Genomic DNA, 15,738 nt, shown 5'->3' with positions numbered 1-15,738 from the left:
GCGGATCAGCATGCTCTCCCGGTGACCTCGACCGCGCCGGCCCGGACCGGGCTGCACCGTGTCCCGATCCCGGCTGACGTCGCGCCGTCCGGGGTGGCGGCGGCGGTGCGCCGGCTCGCCCACCGGCCGCGGCTGGTCGCCTTCGGCGGGAGCTGGTCCTGGGGGGCGCTCGTCGCCACCGACCCGGTGCTCACCGCGCCGGCCGGGGCCGACCCGTTCGCCGTGCTCGACGCGCCGCCGCGGTCCGCGAGTCCGCAGGCGACCCCGGGCGCGCCCCGGGACGCGGGGGCGGACACCGGAACCGGCACCGGGACCGACGCAGGGATCGACACGGGGATCGACACGGCTGTGGGGGGCGGCTGGTTCGGGCTGCTGGACCACGCCCCGCCCGGCGTGCGACCGACGGCGGCACTGTCCTGGTACCGCGACGTCCTGCGCCACGACGGCGAGCACTGGTGGTTCGAGGCGCTGGTCGCCTGCGGCGCCCCGCTGCCGGGCCTGCCCGACCACCCGCGCGCGGTGCACCCCGACACCTGCTCGGCCGAGCGCCGGTACGCGCGGCTGTGCGCCGACCTCGCCCGACCGGCGCCGGACCGGACGGCCCGGATCGCGGTCACCCGGTGGCCCGACCGGGACGCGCACCTGGCCGCGGTCGAGCGGTGCGTCACCGAGATCCGGCGCGGCGAGATCTTCCAGGCCAACATCGCGACCCGGCTGGAGGTCCGGCTCGACGGCGACCCGCACGAGGCGTGGGCCCGGCTCGTCGAGCCGGTCGCGCCCGCCCGCGCCGCGCTCGTCGTGACGCCGGAGCGGGCGGCGGTGGGCGCGAGCCCGGAGCTGTTCCTGCGCCGTGCCGGCGACCGGGTCACCACCGCACCGATCAAGGGCACCCGGCCGCGCACCGGCGGCGACGCCGACGACACCGAACGCGCCCGGCTCGGCGCCTCGGTGAAGGACGCGGCGGAGAACGTCATGATCGTCGACCTGATGCGCAACGACCTCGCCCGGGTGGCGCGGCCCGGCGGGGTGCGGCCAGGGCGGCTGCTCGCCGTCGAACCGCACCCGGGGGTGTGGCACCTGGTGTCGCGGGTGCACGCGACCCTGCGCGAGGACGTCACCGACGCCGACCTGCTCACCGCCACGTTCCCGCCGGGTTCGGTCACCGGGGCGCCGAAGATCCGGGCCTGCGAGGTGATCGCCGAATGCGAGGACGGCAACCGCGGGCTGTTCACCGGTGCCGTCGGCGGGGTGAGCCCGCTGGCCGGGCTGGAGCTGAACGTCGCGATCCGCACCCTCGACCTCGGCCCCTCCGGGCCCGACGGAAGCCGCACCGGCCGGCTCGGGGTCGGCGGGGGCATCACCGTCGACTCCGACCCGGCGGAGGAGTTCGGCGAGGTCCTGACCAAGGCGGCCCCGGTCCTGGCCGCGCTCGACGGCCCGCCACGGCCGGTCCGGCCGCACGTCGGACGGCCCGCCGACCGGGCCGCGGGCCTGTTCGAGACCCTGGCCTGCGTCGACGGCCGGGCCCACCGGGTCGGCGAGCACGCCGCCCGGCTGCGTCGCTCCTACCTCGCGGTCACCGGCCGCCCCCTCGACGCGCGGATCGAGGCCGAGGTCGCCGCGGCCGTCGCGGGGGCTACCGGGCACCACCGGGTCCGGGTCGAGGCGGCGCCGGACGACCCGTCACGGCTCACGGTGCGCGCGGTCCCCTGGCCCGGACCGGTCCCGCTCGACGCGCAGGGCGGTGTGGTCGCCGTCGTCCGGCGCAGCGCCGACGGCGAGTCCCACAAGTTCGCCGACCGGCGGTGGCTCGACGCCCACGAGGCCACGACGGCGGGCGGGGACGACACGCCGCTGCTGTGCGACCCGACGGGGCTGGTGCTGGAGACGACGCGGTCCGCCGTCGCCGCCGTGCACCGCGGCCGGCTGTGGGTCCCCCCGCTCGACGGTCGCATCCTCCCGGGCACCGGCCGAAGCGCGTTGCTCGACCTAGTGGGCCCCGACGCCGTGCGCATCGCCCCGCTGCCCCTGGCCGCGCTCGCCGAGGCCGACGGGTTCCTGCTGGTCAACGCGCTGCGCGGGGTGCAGTGGGTGCGCCGGGTCGACGACGGCGGCCGCACCGTCGCCGCCTGGACCGTCCCGGACCCGCTGACCCGCCGCCTCGCGGAGGGCCTGTCGGGCTGACACCGCCTCGCCCGACCTCGCACGCGTTCCGGACACCTCGCAGCCCCGCGGACCGTGCGAGGTCACCACGAGGTGTGCGGGACCGGCCCGCACCGGCAGGATCGGGTCGTGAGCACCGACCGGATCGCCACCGAGCTGCGCCGCCCCCTGCGCTGGGTCCCGCCGCTCCCGCTGCACCGCCCCCGGTTCCTGCGCCTGCTGCAGCGACTGTCCCGGCGCGGCAGGCCCGCCGCCGTCGACGGGGTCCGGTCGACCACGCATCCGGGCCCGCCGCTGCTGCGCGTGCACGTCCCCGACCACCGCACGACGCCCGCGGCGCTGCTGTGGTTCCACGGCGGCGGCCTCGTGCTGGGCTCCCCCATGATCGACGACGAGCGGTGCGGCGAGCTCGCCGCGGAGCTGGGGATCGTCGTCGTCTCGGTGGACTACCGGCTCGCCCCCGGTGACCCGTTCCCGGCCGCGCTCGACGACTGCCACGCCGGCTGGACCTGGCTGCACGACGCCGCCGACCGGCTGGCGATCGACCCGGCGCGGATCGCCGTCGGCGGGGCGAGCGCCGGGGGCTGCCTGGCCGCCGCGCTGGTCCAGCGCCTGCACGACGAGGGCGGCCCGCAGCCGGTCGCGCAGTGGCTGGCCTACCCGATGCTCGACGATCGCACCGCCGCCCGCCGCGAGCTCGACCGGCCCCCGCACCGGGTGTGGAACAACCGCAACAACGAGGTCGGCTGGCACGCATACCTGGGGCGCCCACCCGGGACCGGCGAGCCCGCCCCGTACGCGGTGCCCGCCCGTCGCACCGACCTGTCCGGGCTGCCGCCCACCTGGATCGGCGTCGGCGATGTCGACCTGTTCCACGACGAGGACGTCACCTACGCGCGGCGGCTGCGCGAGGCCGGGGTGCCGGTCGAGCTCGACGTCGTCCCCGGCGCCCCGCACGGCTTCGACGGCTGGGGCAAGGGCATCGCGATCGCCGACGACTTCACGGCGCGCTCGGTCGCCTGGCTGCGTGGCGCGCTCGGCGGCTGACCACCCGGCCAGGTCCGGCAGCAGCGCGACCGGCTCGCGGACCGGTTCCGTGGGACCAGGCGGCCCCTACCGGCGGAGGAACTCGCCCAGCACCTGGGCGAACTCCGCAGGGCGCTCCACGTTCGGGTAGTGGGCGGTGCCCGGCACCGTCACGAGCCGCCCGTCGGGGACCCGTTCGACGGTGTCGGTGACGATCCGCAGGTGGTCGTCGGAGTCCAGCTCGCCGACGACGCCGAGCAGCGGCACCGCCAGGGCCGGGGCCCGGTCCAGGGCGTCGTCGAGGAAGCCGATCGGCGGCGGCGCGGCCGGGTCCGTGGGCAGGTGGTGGGCGAGCATGTCGACGGCCATCAGCCGGACCTCGGCGAGCACCTCCGGGTCGACGTCGGCCGCCGTCCGGTGCGGTCCGGGCACGAACTCCAGGAAGACCGAGATCCAGCGCTCGGCGTCGAGGTCCAGGCGGGCCCGCTCCCAGCGGGCCAGCCTGTCGAGCGTCCAGGGGCCGGTCCAGGTGGGCGCACCGGCACCGGCGCCGCTGAGCACGACCCGGTCGACGAGGTCGGGCCGCTCCAGCGCGGTGTCGAAGGCGGTCCGCGCGCCCATCGAGAGCCCCACCAGCACCACCGGACCGGTACCGAGGTGGTCCAGCAGCGCGGCGACGTCGTCGTGCGGGCGGTATCCGTCGGGTCCCGGGTCCGACGAGGCGCCGTGCCCGCGCGCGTCCGGGACGACGACCCGGTGCCGGGCCGACAGCGCTTCGACCTGCCGGGCCCACATGCGGCCGTCGAGCGCTCCGCCGTGCAGCAGGACCAGCGGCGGCCGCCCGTCGGGGTGCGGACCGCAGATCCAAGCTCGTCGCCGCGACCGCGGCCGGCCGTGCGGTGATCGACGACGTCGTCGGGCGCGAGCACGCCCGGCTGCGGGCGGTCGCCGAGCGCCTCCCGGCCGCCGACGTCGACGCCACCCTGCGCGTCCTCGCGACGATGGTCGCCGACCTCGCCGAGGTCGAACCCGGCGGCGGGCATTGACCCCCTCGGCCCCGTGACGCACGATCCGACCGAGATCGACCCCTCACCACTTGCGGAGCCCACGCATGTCCGACACGTTCACCTTCTCCGGCCGCGACGGCACCGCCGTCACCGCCTACCGCTGGCTCCCCGGCGAGGCGGGCGAGCCGGTGCGCGGGATCGTCCAGATCACCCACGGCATGGGTGAGCACGCCCTGCGCTACCTCCCCCTGGCCGAGGCGCTGACCGCCCGCGGCTTCGCCGTCTACGCCCAGGACCACCGCGGCCACGGCGCCACCGCGGGCGGGCCCGAGAACCTCGGCGTCCTCGGCGACGACGGCTGGGCCCAGCTCGTCACCGACATCGGGCTGTTGTCCGCGCACGCCCGCACCGAGCACCCCGGCGCCCCGCTGGTGCTGCTCGGCCACAGCATGGGCTCGTTCGCCGTGCAGCAGTTCCTCGTCGCGGACGGGACCCCGCCGGACGCGGTGGTGCTGTCCGGCACCGCGCTGCTCGACCTCATGGAGCAGGGCTGGACCTGTCCGCGCCGCTGGATCTGTCGTCGTTCAACGCGCCGTTCGAGCAGCGCACCGGCTTCGAGTGGCTCAGTCGCGACCCCGCGCAGGTCGACGCCTACGTGGCCGACGCCCGCTGCGGCTTCGGCATCGACCTGCCCGGCACGCAGGCGATGTTCGCTGCTGGCCGGCCGCTCGGCGACGTCGCCACCCTGAAGCGGATCCCTGGCGGGTTGCCGGTCTACGTCGTCGTCGGGGACGAGGACCCGGTCAACGCCGGGCTGGCCCTGGTGCGGCCGTTGGTCGAGCGCTACGCCGAGGCCGGGCTGCACGACGTCACGCTGAAGGTGTGGCCGGGCGCCCGGCACGAGGTGTTCAACGAGACCAACCGCGACGAGGTCGTCGCGGACCTGCTGTCCTGGCTCGACCGCGTCGTCCCCGGGAAGCGGGACGCCTGAGGTGCGCGTCGACACCACCGGCGGTTTCTCCGCCTCCCCGCTCGAGACCGAGGCGGCCGCGGTCGCCGCGGAGGCCGCGGGCTACGACGCCCTGTCGGTCCCCGAGACCGCGCACGACGCGTTCGTGTCGCTGGCGCTGGCCGCCCGGGCCACCAGCCGGATCCGGCTACAGTCCGCGATCGCGGTGGCCTTCGCCCGCACTCCGATGACGCTGGCCTACCAGGCCAACGACGTGCAGCTGCTCTCCGGCGGCCGGTTCGATCTCGGGCTGGGCTCGCAGGTCCGCCCGCACATCGAGCGCCGGTTCGGGATGCCGTGGAGCCGGCCCGCCGCCCGGATGGAGGACTTCGTCTCCGCGCTGCGGGCGATCTTCCACGCCTGGGCCACCGGGGACCGGCTGCACCACCGCGGCGAGTTCTACTCCCACACCCTGATGACCGAGTTCTTCTCGCCCGGGCCGAACCCGCACGGGATGCCGCCGGTGATGCTGGCCGCGGTGGGCGAGCGGATGACCGAGGTCGCGGGTCGGGTCACCGACGGTCTGCTGGCGCACTCGCTGACCTCGCCGTCGTACCTGGCGGAGGTGACGCTGCCCGCGCTGCGCCGCGGGCGGGGCCGGGACGACCTCACCGGCTTCGACGTCTGCCTGCCGGTCTTCACCGTCCTGGGCGCCGATGCCGACGCCAGGGCCGTGGCCGAGGCCGGGGTGCGCCGTCAGATCGCCTTCTACGCCTCCACCCCGCCGTACCGCCCGGTGCTGGAGCACCACGGTCGCGGGGCGCTCGCCGACGAGCTCAACGGACTGTCGCGGCAGCAGGCCTGGGACGAGATGGCCGGCCTCGTCGACGACGACCTGCTGGGCCTGTTCGCCGTCGCCGGGGACCCGGCCACGGTCGCCTCCGGGATCGCGGACCGCTACCGGGACCTCGTCGACCGGGTGTCGCTCTACACCCCCTACGACGCCGACCCCGCCCTGGTGCTCGACGTCGTCACCCGGCTGCGCGCGGCCTGAGCACGCACGACGGCGGCCGGTGACCCACTCGGGTCACCGGCCGCCGGTTGTCATGCGTACTACCGCAGGCCCAGCTTCTTGGAGCAGGCCGGCCACGCCTTCCAGCCCTGGGCCTCCAGGACGTTCTCGGCGACGCGGATCTGCTCGGACTTGCTGGCGTTGTGCGCCTTGCCCGACCCACCGAAGGACTTCCAGGTGGACTGCGTGAACTGCAGGCCGCCGGAGAAGCCGTTGCCGGTGTTGGTGTTCCAGTTCCCGCTGGACTCGCACTCGGCGAGCTTGTCCCACGTCGAGGTGGAGACGGACTGCGTCGGCGCCACGACCGCCGCGGGAGCGACCTGAGCCGAGGTCTCGGGGGCGGCCGTCGCGGGCCCGGCGAGGGCGAGCGGAGCGCCGAACGCCAGGACACCGGCGACGAGAGTTCCGACGAAACGCCCACGGATGGACATGCGAGTACTGCTCATTGTTGATCACCTGAGGTCCGGACCCACGGCTTTCCGGGCGGGCCGGTCGCGCGGGGAGCGCTGTGCCGGTGTCGTCGCGAGGGACTCGCGGCCCGCGGCCCCGTCTCGGTCCGTACAGGTCGACTGGCCGGGGACCGCGGGACGGGGCCGTGGTGGCGTGGGCGGTTCCGGCGCTTCGGTGCAGCCCGGCCCAGTGGACCGGAGCGACCACGAAGGTCGCCGACCGGCCGAGATCAGGTCAAGCGGACGGCCGGTGACGTATCACACGAAGATAACGGCCGGATACCTCGTCGCAGCTCAGGGGGACATTTCCACGATCACGGAACCGACAGGGAGCGCACCGATACTTTCGATCCGGAGATGTTCCACCGGCGTCAGCGGCGCGGCGCCCCCTCGGCCCGGCGCAGGGTGAACACCGCGATCCGCACGACCATCGCGTCGAGCAGCAGGCCGCCGAACGACCACGCGTCGAGCCAGGCGGTCCAGTTCGCCCCCTGCGCGGCGGCGAGGAGCCCGGGCACGAGGAACAGCGCTACACCGAGCCCGCCGGCGACGGCACAGGCGAGCAGCGCCGGACCGTCGGTCCGGCGCAGCAGCAGGAGCAGCGACACGACGGCGGCCGCGGCGACGAGCCCGTCGAGCCCGGCCAGGACCGGCCCGGTGGCGCCGAACGCGAGCCGGACGTGCACGGCCGCCGAGAGCACCAGCAGCACGGTCAGGATCCGGCGTCCGGTCACCAGGCCGCGGTCGTCGCTCATGGGGCCATCCTCGCCTACCGCACCCGCAGTACCAGGAGGCGGCAGTCGACCTGCTGCCCGGACCGGTAGGGCGCGACCTCGATCGAGACGGCCTCGAAGACGTCGGCGGCGGCGAGCCGGTCGACCTCGGCACGGTAGCCTCCGGACTCCCAGACGTCGTCGAGGACGGTCGCGACCAGGTACCCGCCCGGCCGCACGACCCGGGTGAACTCGGCGAGCGCCGAGGGCCCGACGTGGGCGTGGGTGAGCGTCCCGACGCAGACGACGACGTCGTAGGAGTCGTCGGACAGTGCCAGCGCGGCGGTCATGTCGGCCTCGCGCAGGTCCCGGTACGCCCCGGTGGCGCGGGCCCGCTCCAGCATCCCGGGCGACAGGTCGATCCCGTCGACGGTGGTCGCACCGCGCTCGCGCAGGGCGACGCCGACGAGCCCGGTGCCGCAGCCGGCGTCGAGGATCTCGCCGCCGGGGCCCGCGGCCGCGACGACGGCGTCCGCGGTGACCGCGGGCGCGACGTAGCCCTGGGCCTCGCCGGAGAGGTCGGCGTCGTAGGTGGGGGCCCACTCGTCGTAGAGCGCCCGGGCGTCGGCCGGGCCGCTCAGCGAGTAGGCGCGTTCCAGATGGGGGTCGCCCCCGGTGCTCGTGGCCATCGCCCGATCATGGTGGACGGCCCGTGGGCTGTCATGCGCGCCCGAGCAACCCCCGGCGCGGCGGGTCGGCGACGAGCAGGGAGAGCGCGCACAACGCGCCCCAGCCGGCGGCGACCATGGTCGCCTTCTCCCGGGCGTCGCGGTCGGGGAGCTGCGAGCCCAGCACCACGAGGTCGACGACGTCGGCGCCGACCCGCACCGCGATCGCGGCCTTGAGCGGGGTGCCGGCCGGGGCCAGCGCCATGGCGAGGCCGGACGCGAGGTCGCGCCCGCCGACCGCCCGCGCGAGCAGCGTGGTGCCCGCGGACGGGGTCCGGCCGCCGCCGGACAGCTTCGTCGGCGACAGCAGCACCTCCGGCTTCGCGGCGACGGCCGCACCGTAGGCGGCGGTGGCGGCGCCCAGCAGGCGAGGGATCCAGGTCAGGTCACGACGGGGCATGCACCCGGTGTACCCGTTCCGCGGCGGTTCTCGCCCGCCCGCACGGACCGGCGACCGAGCGGCCGGTGAGCGTGCCGAGTGCGAGCAGGGCCCCCCACGGCCCGATCACCCAGATCGGCCAGAAGTACCCCCCGCCCCGGCCCAGTGCGACGGCGGCCCAGATCGTCAGGACGATCACCGCGGTCAGCACCCACGGCCCCCAGGTCGCGGCCAGGACGACCCGGCGGGCCCGGCGCTCGCGCTCCGGGCCGACGGGACGCGGCAGCCGGGGCAGGTCCGCCTCGACGGCGGCGAGCTCGGATGCCGTGCGCGCCGCGGCCACCTGCTCGCTGCGGGTGGAGAACTCGGCGAGGTCGAGCCGCCCGTCCCCCACGTGCCCGCCGAGCCGTTCCAGTGCGCGCTCCCGCTCGGCGTCACCGATGCGTACGTCCACCACGACCATCCTCCCACTCGGATACCAGAACTATCCAGTATCCGTATCGGGAGTACAAGTCAGAGTTCGTCGAGGAAGGCCAGTGCCGCCTCCGCCGAGGTGCGCCGCCAGGCGGCCAGCATCCGGTCGAACTCGTCGCCGCCGTCCCCCGCCGCTGCGGCCCGGTCCTGTTCCGCCCGCAGCGCCGCGACGATCGGGGCCAGCTCGCGACGCTGGGCCTCGACCAGCGCGGTCGCGTCCCGGCCGTGCCGGTGCAGCACCGCCAGCTTGAGCAGGAACTCCGAGCGCAGGTCCCGCACGTGCGGCACCGGGATGCCCAGCCAGGCGTCGACGTGGCCGCGGCCGACGGGGGTGGCGGCGTAGAGGGTGCGGGGCGGGCCGCCCTTGGTCTCGACGGCCTCGGCGGTGATCAGGCCGGCGTCGACCAGCCTGCCGATCGCCCGGTAGACGACCGGGCGAGGGATCTGCCAGACCCGGCCCAGCTCGCCGTCGGCGGCGGTGAGTGCGGCGACGGCGAAACCGTGCACCGGGCGCTCGCCGGCCACGGCCAGCACGACCCACTCGGCGAGCCCGAGCCGTGGAAGCATCGGGCCAGCGTAGGGCCTCAGCGGTGGACGGCCGCCTCGTTCCCCGCATCCCAGGAGAAGCCGCGGTCGTAGAGGAAGCGAAGCTCGGGGTCGCTCTCCAGCACGAGCCGCTGGCCGTCCCCGGTCAGCTCGACCCGGCCGTCGGGCCGGGGCGTCCAGGTCAGCTCGGCGGTCCGGACGGCGGCTCGACCAGGGAGGTCGCGCCGGACTGCGGCGCGTTCCACTCGACCCGGATCGTCCGGTCCCCGACGGGCCGCCAGGTCCCGCGGACGACGGTGCTGTCGGCGAGCCGCACCGAGATCCCGGCGGAGCCGGTCTGCGGGTAGCCGGGTACCGGGAGCGACGGGCCGACGTAGGTCCACTGCCCCACGGCCACGTGTTGCCAACGGCGGTCGTCGGCGAGCCGCGCGGCGGGGGCCGTCGGGTCCTCCACGACCCGGTAGACCCCGGCGAGCGCGATGTCGGAGCGCTGGAACGGAGGCTGGAACTGCTGGAACAGCGCGCCCTGCGCGGCGATCAGCACCAGTCCGAGCACCGGGACCAGCCAGCGGGTCACCCGGCGGACCCGCGGCCACGGCAGCAGCCGCGGGGACCCCTCGGTCGCCACCGTCGGACGCCCGGCCAGGAACCGGACCACCCGTGGCAGCTCGGGGGCCGCGACGAGCGCGAACCCGACCGTCAGGGCGAGGGCGAGCTGCTTGACCGGTACGTCGTAGGTCATGTTCAGCAGGAAGACCGTGCCGAGGGCAACGGTCCCGAGCAGGCCGCCGATCCAGGCCGTGCGCCGGAACACCAGCAGCAGCACGACGACGAGCTCGGCGAACCCGGCCAGGAACTGGATCACCGGGGAGTAGGCCATGAACCCCCACAGCAGCCCCATCGGGCTCTTCTCGCCGGTCATGACGAGCGCCTCGGAGTAGTCGGCCCGGCCCATCTGGGTCAGGGTGAGCTTGGACCAGACGTAGGGCTGCATGAGCAGGATCAGGACGAACCGCAGCAGCGCGTGCAGCGCCCACCCCACCCGGTTCCACCACGGCCGCGGCACCGCGGCGTCCCCCTCGTCCCGGTCATGGGCCGACGGTAGGGCGCCACGGCACGGTCGCGGATCCCTCGTCCGACCGATCCTCGGCGCCCGGTTGCTCCTCCGCGGGTGGGAGACGTGTCGCACAGCCCGTCGATGCATCGCACACAACGATCAATGGGTAGACACATGGCGATGCGGCCGTACGACCGGCCGCGCATCCCGCCGTGGCATCGGCGCCCGGCCACACCCGAACCACGGCGTCGGCAGCGACGCCACGAGGAGGAACCGTGCCCACGACCGTGTCCGCCATGAAGACCGCAGGCCCGAACAAGCCGTTCGATCGCGGCACCGTCGAGCGCCGCGACCCGCGGCCGCACGACGTCGTCATCGACATCGCCTACGCCGGGATCTGCCACTCTGCGGTTCCCCCATGATCGGGGAGGCATCAGCTATAAGGGGTAGCGATGCCAGAGGTACGGAAGCGCTACGACCGGGAGTTCCGTGACGGAGCGGTCCGGGTCGTGGAGGAGACGGGCAAGCCGATCGCCCAGGTCGCCCGTGACCTGGGGGTCAACGAGGGCACGCTGGGCAACTGGGTGGCCCGTGCACGAGAGGCCCGCGAGGACACCGAGGGCCTGTCTCGCGGCGGCGTCGAGGAGCTCAAGCGGCTGCGCGCGGAGAACGCCGAGCTGCGGATGGAGCGTGATGTCCTCAAGCGATCCGTGGTCCTGTGGGTCAAGGAGGCGACGAAGTGAGCGTGGCCCGTTTCATCGCCGACCAGAGGACCTTCCACCGGGTGCCGCACACGCTGGCCTGCGCCCTGTTGGGGGTGTCGATCTCCTGGCTGTACAAGTGGCTCGACCGCGCCGCGCGTTCCGACGGTGGTGCCACCGCGACCGAGAAGCGCCGCTGCGCGTGGGACGCCGCCGTGGCCGTGGCGTTCGACGACGCCCAGCGGCTACACGGCTCACCCCGTCTGCACGCCGACCTGTGTGAGGCCGGATGGCGGGTGTCGGAGAAGACCGTGGCGGACTCGATGCGCCGCCAGGGCCTGGTCGCCCGCCGGATCAAGCGGCACAACGGACTGACCCGCCAGGACCGCACGGCGCCGAAGTTCCCGGACCTGCTTCGTCGGGGTTTCACTGCGGCCGAGCCGAACCGCAGATGGGTCGGGGACATGACCGAGATCCCCACCGCGGCCGGGAAGTTGTATCTGGCCACGGTGATCGACCTGTACTCGCGGCGGCTGCTCGGCGCGGCCACGGGGCTGCACCCGAACCCCGAGCTGGCGTGTGCGGCGATCCGGATGGCGGTGGCGGCCCGCGGCGGGGCGGACCGAATCGCCGGGGTGATCTTCCACACCGACCGCGGGTCGACCTACACCGCGGGCGCGTTCACCGCTCTGTGTCGGCGGCTCGACATCCGTCAGTCGATGGGCCGGGTCGGGTCGTGTTTCGACAATGCCGCGGCGGAGGCGTTCTTCTCCAGCCTGGAGTGGGAAGTGCTGTCCCGCAACGACTTCGACACCATCAGTAGGGCGCGGGCGGCGGTCATCGACTGGTGTTACGGCTTCTACAACCACCGGCGGCGACACAGTGCCGCCGCCGGGCTCTCACCGATCAACTACGAGAACGCCGCCCTCACCCGAGACGCGGCATAAGAACCCTCCACGATCTCGGGGGAACCGCACTCCGACATCCACCAGGCCCGCGACGAGTGGGGCGAGGGCATCTACCCGATGGTCCCCGGCCACGAGATCGCCGGAGTCGTCTCGGCCGTCGGCGACCAGGTCTCGCGCTACGCGGTGGGCGACCGCGTCGGCGTCGGCTGCTTCGTGGACTCCTGTCGCGAGTGCGAGAACTGCCTCGCCGGTGAGGAGCAGTACTGCCTCAAGGGCGAGGTTCAGACCTACAACGGCCGGCAGTACGACGGCGAGCCGACCTACGGCGGCTACTCGACGCAGATCGTGGTCGACGAGAACTACGTGCTGCGCATCCCGGACGGCGTGGAGCTCGACGTCGCCGCTCCGCTGCTGTGCGCCGGCATCACCCTGTACTCGCCGCTGCGCCACTGGAACGCCGGCCCCGGCAAGCAGGTCGCGATCGTCGGCATGGGCGGCCTCGGCCACATGGGCGTCAAGATCGCCGCCGCGATGGGTGCCGAGGTGACCGTCCTGTCCCGCACGCTGTCCAAGCAGGAGGACGGGAAGCGGCTCGGCGCGGACCACTACTTCGCCACCGAGGACGAGAGCACGTTCAGCGAGCTGGCGGGCCGTTTCGACCTGATCGTCAACACCGTCGCCGCGCAGATCCCGGTCGACGCCTACCTCGGACTGCTCAAGCTCGACGGGACGATGGTCAACGTCGGCGTGCCGGAGGGCCCGCTTCCGTACCACGGCTTCTCCCTCGTCGCGAGCCGCAGGAGCCTGGCCGGTTCGAAGATCGGTGGCATCCGCGAGACCCAGGAGATGCTCGACTTCTGCGCCGAGCACGGCCTGGGCGCCGACATCGAGACGATCTCCTGCGACCAGGTCGACGAGGCATGGGAGCGGGTCGTGCGGGGCGACGTGCGCTACCGCTTCGTGATCGACACCGCGACGTTCTCCTGAGCGCTGTCAACCCGGTGGGCGTCCCTGATTGAGACGCCCGCACGCCACCGATCCGTGGAACGATCCCCGCGACGTTCCCGACGACCGTGACCGGAGGCTCACATGATCCTCATCGTGCTCAAGGCACAGATCCGCCCGGACAAGCGCGAGGAGTGGCTGACCGGCATCTCGCAGTACACGAAGGACGTGAACTCCGAGCCGGGCAACATCTCCTTCGACTACTACGAGAACTCCGAGGAGCCGAACGAGTTCGTGATCGTGGAGGTCTTCCAGGACAGCGCGGCCGGCGACGCACACGTGAAGACCGACCACGCGCAGAAGTTCTTCGACTTCATGGGCTCGGTCGTGCCGGAGAAGCCGCTCATCAACTTCCAGAGCGAGGACGGCAAGGACGTCTGGGTCGAGATGGGCGAGGTCACCCCGCACTGACCCGGCCCTCCCGACGATGCCGGCGGCCCCACGGGTCGCCGGCATCGTCGTGTCCGGGGCGCAGCGGGCAGGTGGTCCGCCTGCACCGGACGGCGGAACCCGGGCGGACCGGACATCGGAACCGAGACGGTCCTTCCGGGTGATCGGGACGGGAGCGCACCGCGTCCGGGCCGGTCGGGAACGGGGTGCAGACTGACCCGGCACGGCCGAACCTTTCGTCACGCAACCTGGGCGCTCCCCACGCGTCTCCCACGGTGACGGAACGATCACGTGGCGTCGCCGCCCCGGGCGACGCGGACGAACAGGAGCACCCCCATGGACACCGTCCGGCAGCGGCCCCGCCGCCTCGTCGCACTGGGCCTCGGACTGGCCACCATCGCGGGTGTCGCCGTCGCCGGGACCGCCCTGGCCGCCTCCCCCGCGGCCGAGCAGGCCCGCGCGCAGCCGCTCGTCCCCGGCACCCCCTGCTCGATCACCGCCAAGGCGTGCGTCGACCTGGACTCGCAGCGGTCGTGGCTCATCCAGGACGGCAAGGTCATCCGGGGCCCGATCGGCATCTCCTCCGGCGGCAACGGCCAGGAGACCCCCGTCGGCCACTCGCTGCGCGTCTACCGCAAGGACGCCGAGCACAAGAGCGAGGAGTCGCGCCTGCCCAACGGCGACCCCGCTCCGATGCCGTGGTCGGTCTTCTTCAACGACGGCGGCATCGCCTTCCACAGCGGCGACCCGAACCGCTCCTCCGCGGGCTGCATCCACGTCCCGCCGGCCGACGCCGAGGCGTACTTCGACTACCTGCAGATCGGCGACCAGGTGCAGGTCGTGAAGGCCTCCGAGGAGACCGCGGCCCGTAAGGGCTAGCTCGCGGGGAGTCACCGCATCGGGGGTTGCTCGGCGTCCGGCGTAACGCGGAGACGGTCGTGCGGCGACATGCCGGACGTATCACCCGCACGTCCCCCGGAGCCCCCGATGGCCGAGAGCCGACCCGTCCGTCGCACGCCGATCGACCACGCCCGGCGGGTCGCCCGGCTCTCCCTCAGTGGCGGCGCGCGGGCCGCCGCGGTCCCGGTGCGCGGCCTGGCCCGGCTCGGCCGCGACGCCCGCGCCCCCCGCTGGACCGGCCAGACCTGGCTCTGGCAGCCGGGCTGGGGGCGCCGCACGCACGACCGGCTCTACCGCAGCCCTGCCCCGTACTCGATCGGGCTGTCGGCCTACGAGCAGCAGAAGTACGGAACCGTCATGGACGCGCTCGCCAGCCGCCGATTCGACCGGGTGCTGGAGGTCGGCTGCGGCGAGGGCGACCTGTCGGTCCGTCTCGCCGGGCACACCGCGGCTCTGCTCGGGGTGGACATCTGCTCGGCCGCGGTCGAGCGGGCCGCCGCCCGGGTGCCGTCGGGGACCTTCGTCCGGCGCACGCTCCCGCACGAGATGCCCGAGGGCGACTTCGACCTGATCGTCTGCTCCGACGTCCTCTACTACTGGGAGACGGTCACGCTGCGGGTCGGCCTGACCGCCCTGCTGGACCGCCTGCGGCCGGGCGGGATGCTGCTGGCCTACCACTACCGCGGGGCGTTCGGTCAGGCCGGGACGGCCGACCGGGTGCACGAGGCGCTCGTCGCCGCCGCGACCGCCCGCGGACTGACGGTCCGGGCGCACGAGACCGTCGACGGTGTCGGTCCCGACGGCGCCGGGGCCCGCTTCGCCGTCGTCGTCCACCCCGAGGTCGCGGTGCCGTCCCCGCGCCGCCCGGAGCCGGGCGTCGCAGCGCGCGCACGTCGTTCCTGAGGGGTCGGCTGGGCCGGGTGGCGGCGCGGTCGCTGGACCGTCCGGGCGTTCTCGTCAGGTCGACGTGGACCTGTCGTGACCGGGCGCTTCCTGGTTACCTTCCGGAGCCATGACGGTCGACGCCGACGGACCCGCCGGGATGGCCGACGCACAGCGTGTGGTCACCATCCCCGAGCTGAGCGCACCGAGCTACCTGCAGGCGGTGCTGTCGATCGCCTACCGCGACGAGCGCAACAGCGTCCCGCTCACCGTCGCCACCCCGGCCGGACTGGTGTTCGGCAACGCCGTGCACCCCTCGGCCTGACTGCGCGGGCTCGGGGACCAGCTGCGCCGGCTCACCGCCGACGATCCGAGCAACGAGTCCGCGG

At 74.3% G+C, this 15,738-nt stretch carries 20 protein-coding genes and 2 pseudogenes; 14 read left to right on the top strand and 8 right to left on the bottom strand.

The window, feature by feature from the left end:
- The first annotated feature begins 21 nt into the window (after nt 1–21).
- On the top strand, nt 22–2,184 hold the full coding sequence (locus XF36_RS25890) for a chorismate-binding protein (RefSeq protein WP_060713977.1): 2,163 nt from the start codon (nt 22–24) through the stop codon (nt 2,182–2,184).
- Between the two features lie 108 nt (nt 2,185–2,292).
- Nucleotides 2,293–3,210, top strand: coding sequence for an alpha/beta hydrolase (locus XF36_RS25885; protein WP_060714980.1), 918 nt, complete (start codon nt 2,293–2,295; stop codon nt 3,208–3,210).
- 66 nt (nt 3,211–3,276) lie between these two features.
- Here the strand turns inward: XF36_RS25885 and XF36_RS25880 are convergent, their stop codons facing one another.
- The gene (locus XF36_RS25880) at nt 3,277–3,984 is read right to left on the bottom strand and encodes an alpha/beta fold hydrolase (RefSeq protein WP_082375657.1); all 708 of its coding nucleotides are present in this window, start codon (nt 3,982–3,984) and stop codon (nt 3,277–3,279) included.
- A gap of 104 nt (nt 3,985–4,088) precedes the next feature.
- Here XF36_RS25880 and XF36_RS32775 point away from each other — a divergent pair, with 104 nt between their 5' ends.
- The 4 genes from XF36_RS32775 (at nt 4,089) to XF36_RS25870 (ending at nt 6,199) form a co-directional block, all read left to right on the top strand.
- A complete protein-coding gene (locus XF36_RS32775; protein ID WP_168169576.1) occupies nt 4,089–4,235 on the top strand; it encodes a hypothetical protein in 147 nt (48 codons plus the stop codon).
- 65 nt (nt 4,236–4,300) lie between these two features.
- Nucleotides 4,301–4,945, top strand: coding sequence for an alpha/beta hydrolase (locus tag XF36_RS34930; protein ID WP_238589022.1), 645 nt, complete (start codon nt 4,301–4,303; stop codon nt 4,943–4,945).
- Complete coding sequence (locus XF36_RS34605) at nt 4,852–5,187, top strand: alpha/beta hydrolase (protein ID WP_414706209.1); 336 nt, start codon at nt 4,852–4,854, stop codon at nt 5,185–5,187. Before XF36_RS34930 ends, XF36_RS34605 begins: the two co-directional genes overlap by 94 nt.
- Nucleotide 5,188: 1 nt before the next feature.
- On the top strand, nt 5,189–6,199 hold the full coding sequence (locus XF36_RS25870) for a TIGR03617 family F420-dependent LLM class oxidoreductase (RefSeq protein ID WP_060713976.1): 1,011 nt from the start codon (nt 5,189–5,191) through the stop codon (nt 6,197–6,199).
- Between the two features lie 59 nt (nt 6,200–6,258).
- Here XF36_RS25870 and XF36_RS25865 read toward each other — a convergent pair whose 3' ends face one another.
- From XF36_RS25865 to XF36_RS25830, 7 genes are all read right to left on the bottom strand, one after another.
- Complete coding sequence (locus XF36_RS25865; RefSeq protein WP_060713975.1) at nt 6,259–6,648, bottom strand: transglycosylase family protein; 390 nt, start codon at nt 6,646–6,648, stop codon at nt 6,259–6,261.
- Between the two features lie 389 nt (nt 6,649–7,037).
- Nucleotides 7,038–7,421 carry a hypothetical protein gene (locus XF36_RS25860; protein ID WP_060713974.1) on the bottom strand — a complete coding sequence of 128 codons (384 nt, stop codon included), beginning with the start codon at nt 7,419–7,421 and terminating at the stop codon, nt 7,038–7,040.
- A 14-nt stretch (nt 7,422–7,435) separates the two neighbouring features.
- Entirely contained in the window at nt 7,436–8,068 is a 633-nt protein-coding gene (locus XF36_RS25855; RefSeq protein ID WP_060713973.1) for a class I SAM-dependent DNA methyltransferase, read from the bottom strand.
- A 31-nt stretch (nt 8,069–8,099) separates the two neighbouring features.
- Complete coding sequence (locus XF36_RS25850) at nt 8,100–8,507, bottom strand: hypothetical protein (RefSeq protein ID WP_060713972.1); 408 nt, start codon at nt 8,505–8,507, stop codon at nt 8,100–8,102.
- On the bottom strand, nt 8,494–8,943 hold the full coding sequence (locus XF36_RS25845; protein WP_238589020.1) for a DUF1707 SHOCT-like domain-containing protein: 450 nt from the start codon (nt 8,941–8,943) through the stop codon (nt 8,494–8,496). The genes XF36_RS25850 and XF36_RS25845 overlap by 14 nt, the downstream gene beginning before the upstream one ends.
- A 56-nt stretch (nt 8,944–8,999) precedes the next feature.
- A complete protein-coding gene (locus XF36_RS25840; protein WP_060713970.1) occupies nt 9,000–9,527 on the bottom strand; it encodes a PadR family transcriptional regulator in 528 nt (175 codons plus the stop codon).
- A 160-nt stretch (nt 9,528–9,687) separates the two neighbouring features.
- Entirely contained in the window at nt 9,688–10,572 is an 885-nt protein-coding gene (locus tag XF36_RS25830) for a hypothetical protein (RefSeq protein WP_060713968.1), read from the bottom strand.
- A gap of 287 nt (nt 10,573–10,859) precedes the next feature.
- Here XF36_RS25830 and XF36_RS31955 point away from each other — a divergent pair.
- The 8 genes and pseudogenes from XF36_RS31955 to XF36_RS25795 form a co-directional block, all read left to right on the top strand.
- Nucleotides 10,860–10,976: pseudogene (locus XF36_RS31955) on the top strand (alcohol dehydrogenase); the annotation flags it as partial.
- Nucleotides 10,977–11,015: 39 nt separating this feature from the next.
- Nucleotides 11,016–11,306, top strand: a complete 291-nt coding sequence (locus tag XF36_RS25825) for a transposase (RefSeq protein WP_060710840.1) — start codon at nt 11,016–11,018, stop codon at nt 11,304–11,306.
- The gene (locus XF36_RS25820) at nt 11,303–12,211 is read left to right on the top strand and encodes an IS3 family transposase (RefSeq protein WP_060711247.1); all 909 of its coding nucleotides are present in this window, start codon (nt 11,303–11,305) and stop codon (nt 12,209–12,211) included. Before XF36_RS25825 ends, XF36_RS25820 begins: the two co-directional genes overlap by 4 nt.
- Nucleotides 12,212–12,226: 15 nt before the next feature.
- Nucleotides 12,227–13,159 (top strand): annotated as a pseudogene (locus XF36_RS25815) (NAD(P)-dependent alcohol dehydrogenase); the annotation flags it as partial.
- 102 nt (nt 13,160–13,261) lie between these two features.
- Nucleotides 13,262–13,588 carry a putative quinol monooxygenase gene (locus XF36_RS25810; RefSeq protein ID WP_060713967.1) on the top strand — a complete coding sequence of 109 codons (327 nt, stop codon included), beginning with the start codon at nt 13,262–13,264 and terminating at the stop codon, nt 13,586–13,588.
- Between the two features lie 315 nt (nt 13,589–13,903).
- A complete protein-coding gene (locus XF36_RS25805; RefSeq protein ID WP_060713966.1) occupies nt 13,904–14,446 on the top strand; it encodes a L,D-transpeptidase in 543 nt (180 codons plus the stop codon).
- Between the two features lie 108 nt (nt 14,447–14,554).
- On the top strand, nt 14,555–15,370 hold the full coding sequence (locus tag XF36_RS25800) for a class I SAM-dependent methyltransferase (RefSeq protein WP_060713965.1): 816 nt from the start codon (nt 14,555–14,557) through the stop codon (nt 15,368–15,370).
- Nucleotides 15,371–15,479: 109 nt separating this feature from the next.
- Complete coding sequence (locus tag XF36_RS25795) at nt 15,480–15,674, top strand: hypothetical protein (protein ID WP_060713964.1); 195 nt, start codon at nt 15,480–15,482, stop codon at nt 15,672–15,674.
- Nucleotides 15,675–15,738: the final 64 nt, after the last annotated feature.

Source organism: Pseudonocardia sp. HH130629-09 (assembly GCF_001294645.1).
In the GTDB taxonomy this organism is placed as follows: domain Bacteria; phylum Actinomycetota; class Actinomycetes; order Mycobacteriales; family Pseudonocardiaceae; genus Pseudonocardia.
Note: the sequence above shows the minus strand (reverse complement) of the source record. Positions and strands in the feature narration are given on the sequence as shown.

Excerpts from the sequence above, each read along its gene's own strand:
- XF36_RS34930 (WP_238589022.1), top strand. The coding sequence starts at position 4,301 with ATGTCCGACACGTTCACCTTCTCCGGCCGCGACGGCACCGCCGTCACC.
- XF36_RS25860 (WP_060713974.1), bottom strand. The coding sequence starts at position 7,421 with ATGAGCGACGACCGCGGCCTGGTGACCGGACGCCGGATCCTGACCGTG.
- XF36_RS25880 (WP_082375657.1), bottom strand. The coding sequence starts at position 3,984 with ATGTGGGCCCGGCAGGTCGAAGCGCTGTCGGCCCGGCACCGGGTCGTC.
- XF36_RS25840 (WP_060713970.1), bottom strand. The coding sequence starts at position 9,527 with ATGCTTCCACGGCTCGGGCTCGCCGAGTGGGTCGTGCTGGCCGTGGCC.
- XF36_RS25800 (WP_060713965.1), top strand. The coding sequence starts at position 14,555 with ATGGCCGAGAGCCGACCCGTCCGTCGCACGCCGATCGACCACGCCCGG.
- XF36_RS25795 (WP_060713964.1), top strand. The coding sequence starts at position 15,480 with ATGACGGTCGACGCCGACGGACCCGCCGGGATGGCCGACGCACAGCGT.
- XF36_RS25865 (WP_060713975.1), bottom strand. The coding sequence starts at position 6,648 with ATGTCCATCCGTGGGCGTTTCGTCGGAACTCTCGTCGCCGGTGTCCTG.
- XF36_RS25810 (WP_060713967.1), top strand. The coding sequence starts at position 13,262 with ATGATCCTCATCGTGCTCAAGGCACAGATCCGCCCGGACAAGCGCGAG.
- XF36_RS25825 (WP_060710840.1), top strand. The coding sequence starts at position 11,016 with ATGCCAGAGGTACGGAAGCGCTACGACCGGGAGTTCCGTGACGGAGCG.
- XF36_RS25805 (WP_060713966.1), top strand. The coding sequence starts at position 13,904 with ATGGACACCGTCCGGCAGCGGCCCCGCCGCCTCGTCGCACTGGGCCTC.
- XF36_RS25855 (WP_060713973.1), bottom strand. The coding sequence starts at position 8,068 with ATGGCCACGAGCACCGGGGGCGACCCCCATCTGGAACGCGCCTACTCG.
- XF36_RS25850 (WP_060713972.1), bottom strand. The coding sequence starts at position 8,507 with ATGCCCCGTCGTGACCTGACCTGGATCCCTCGCCTGCTGGGCGCCGCC.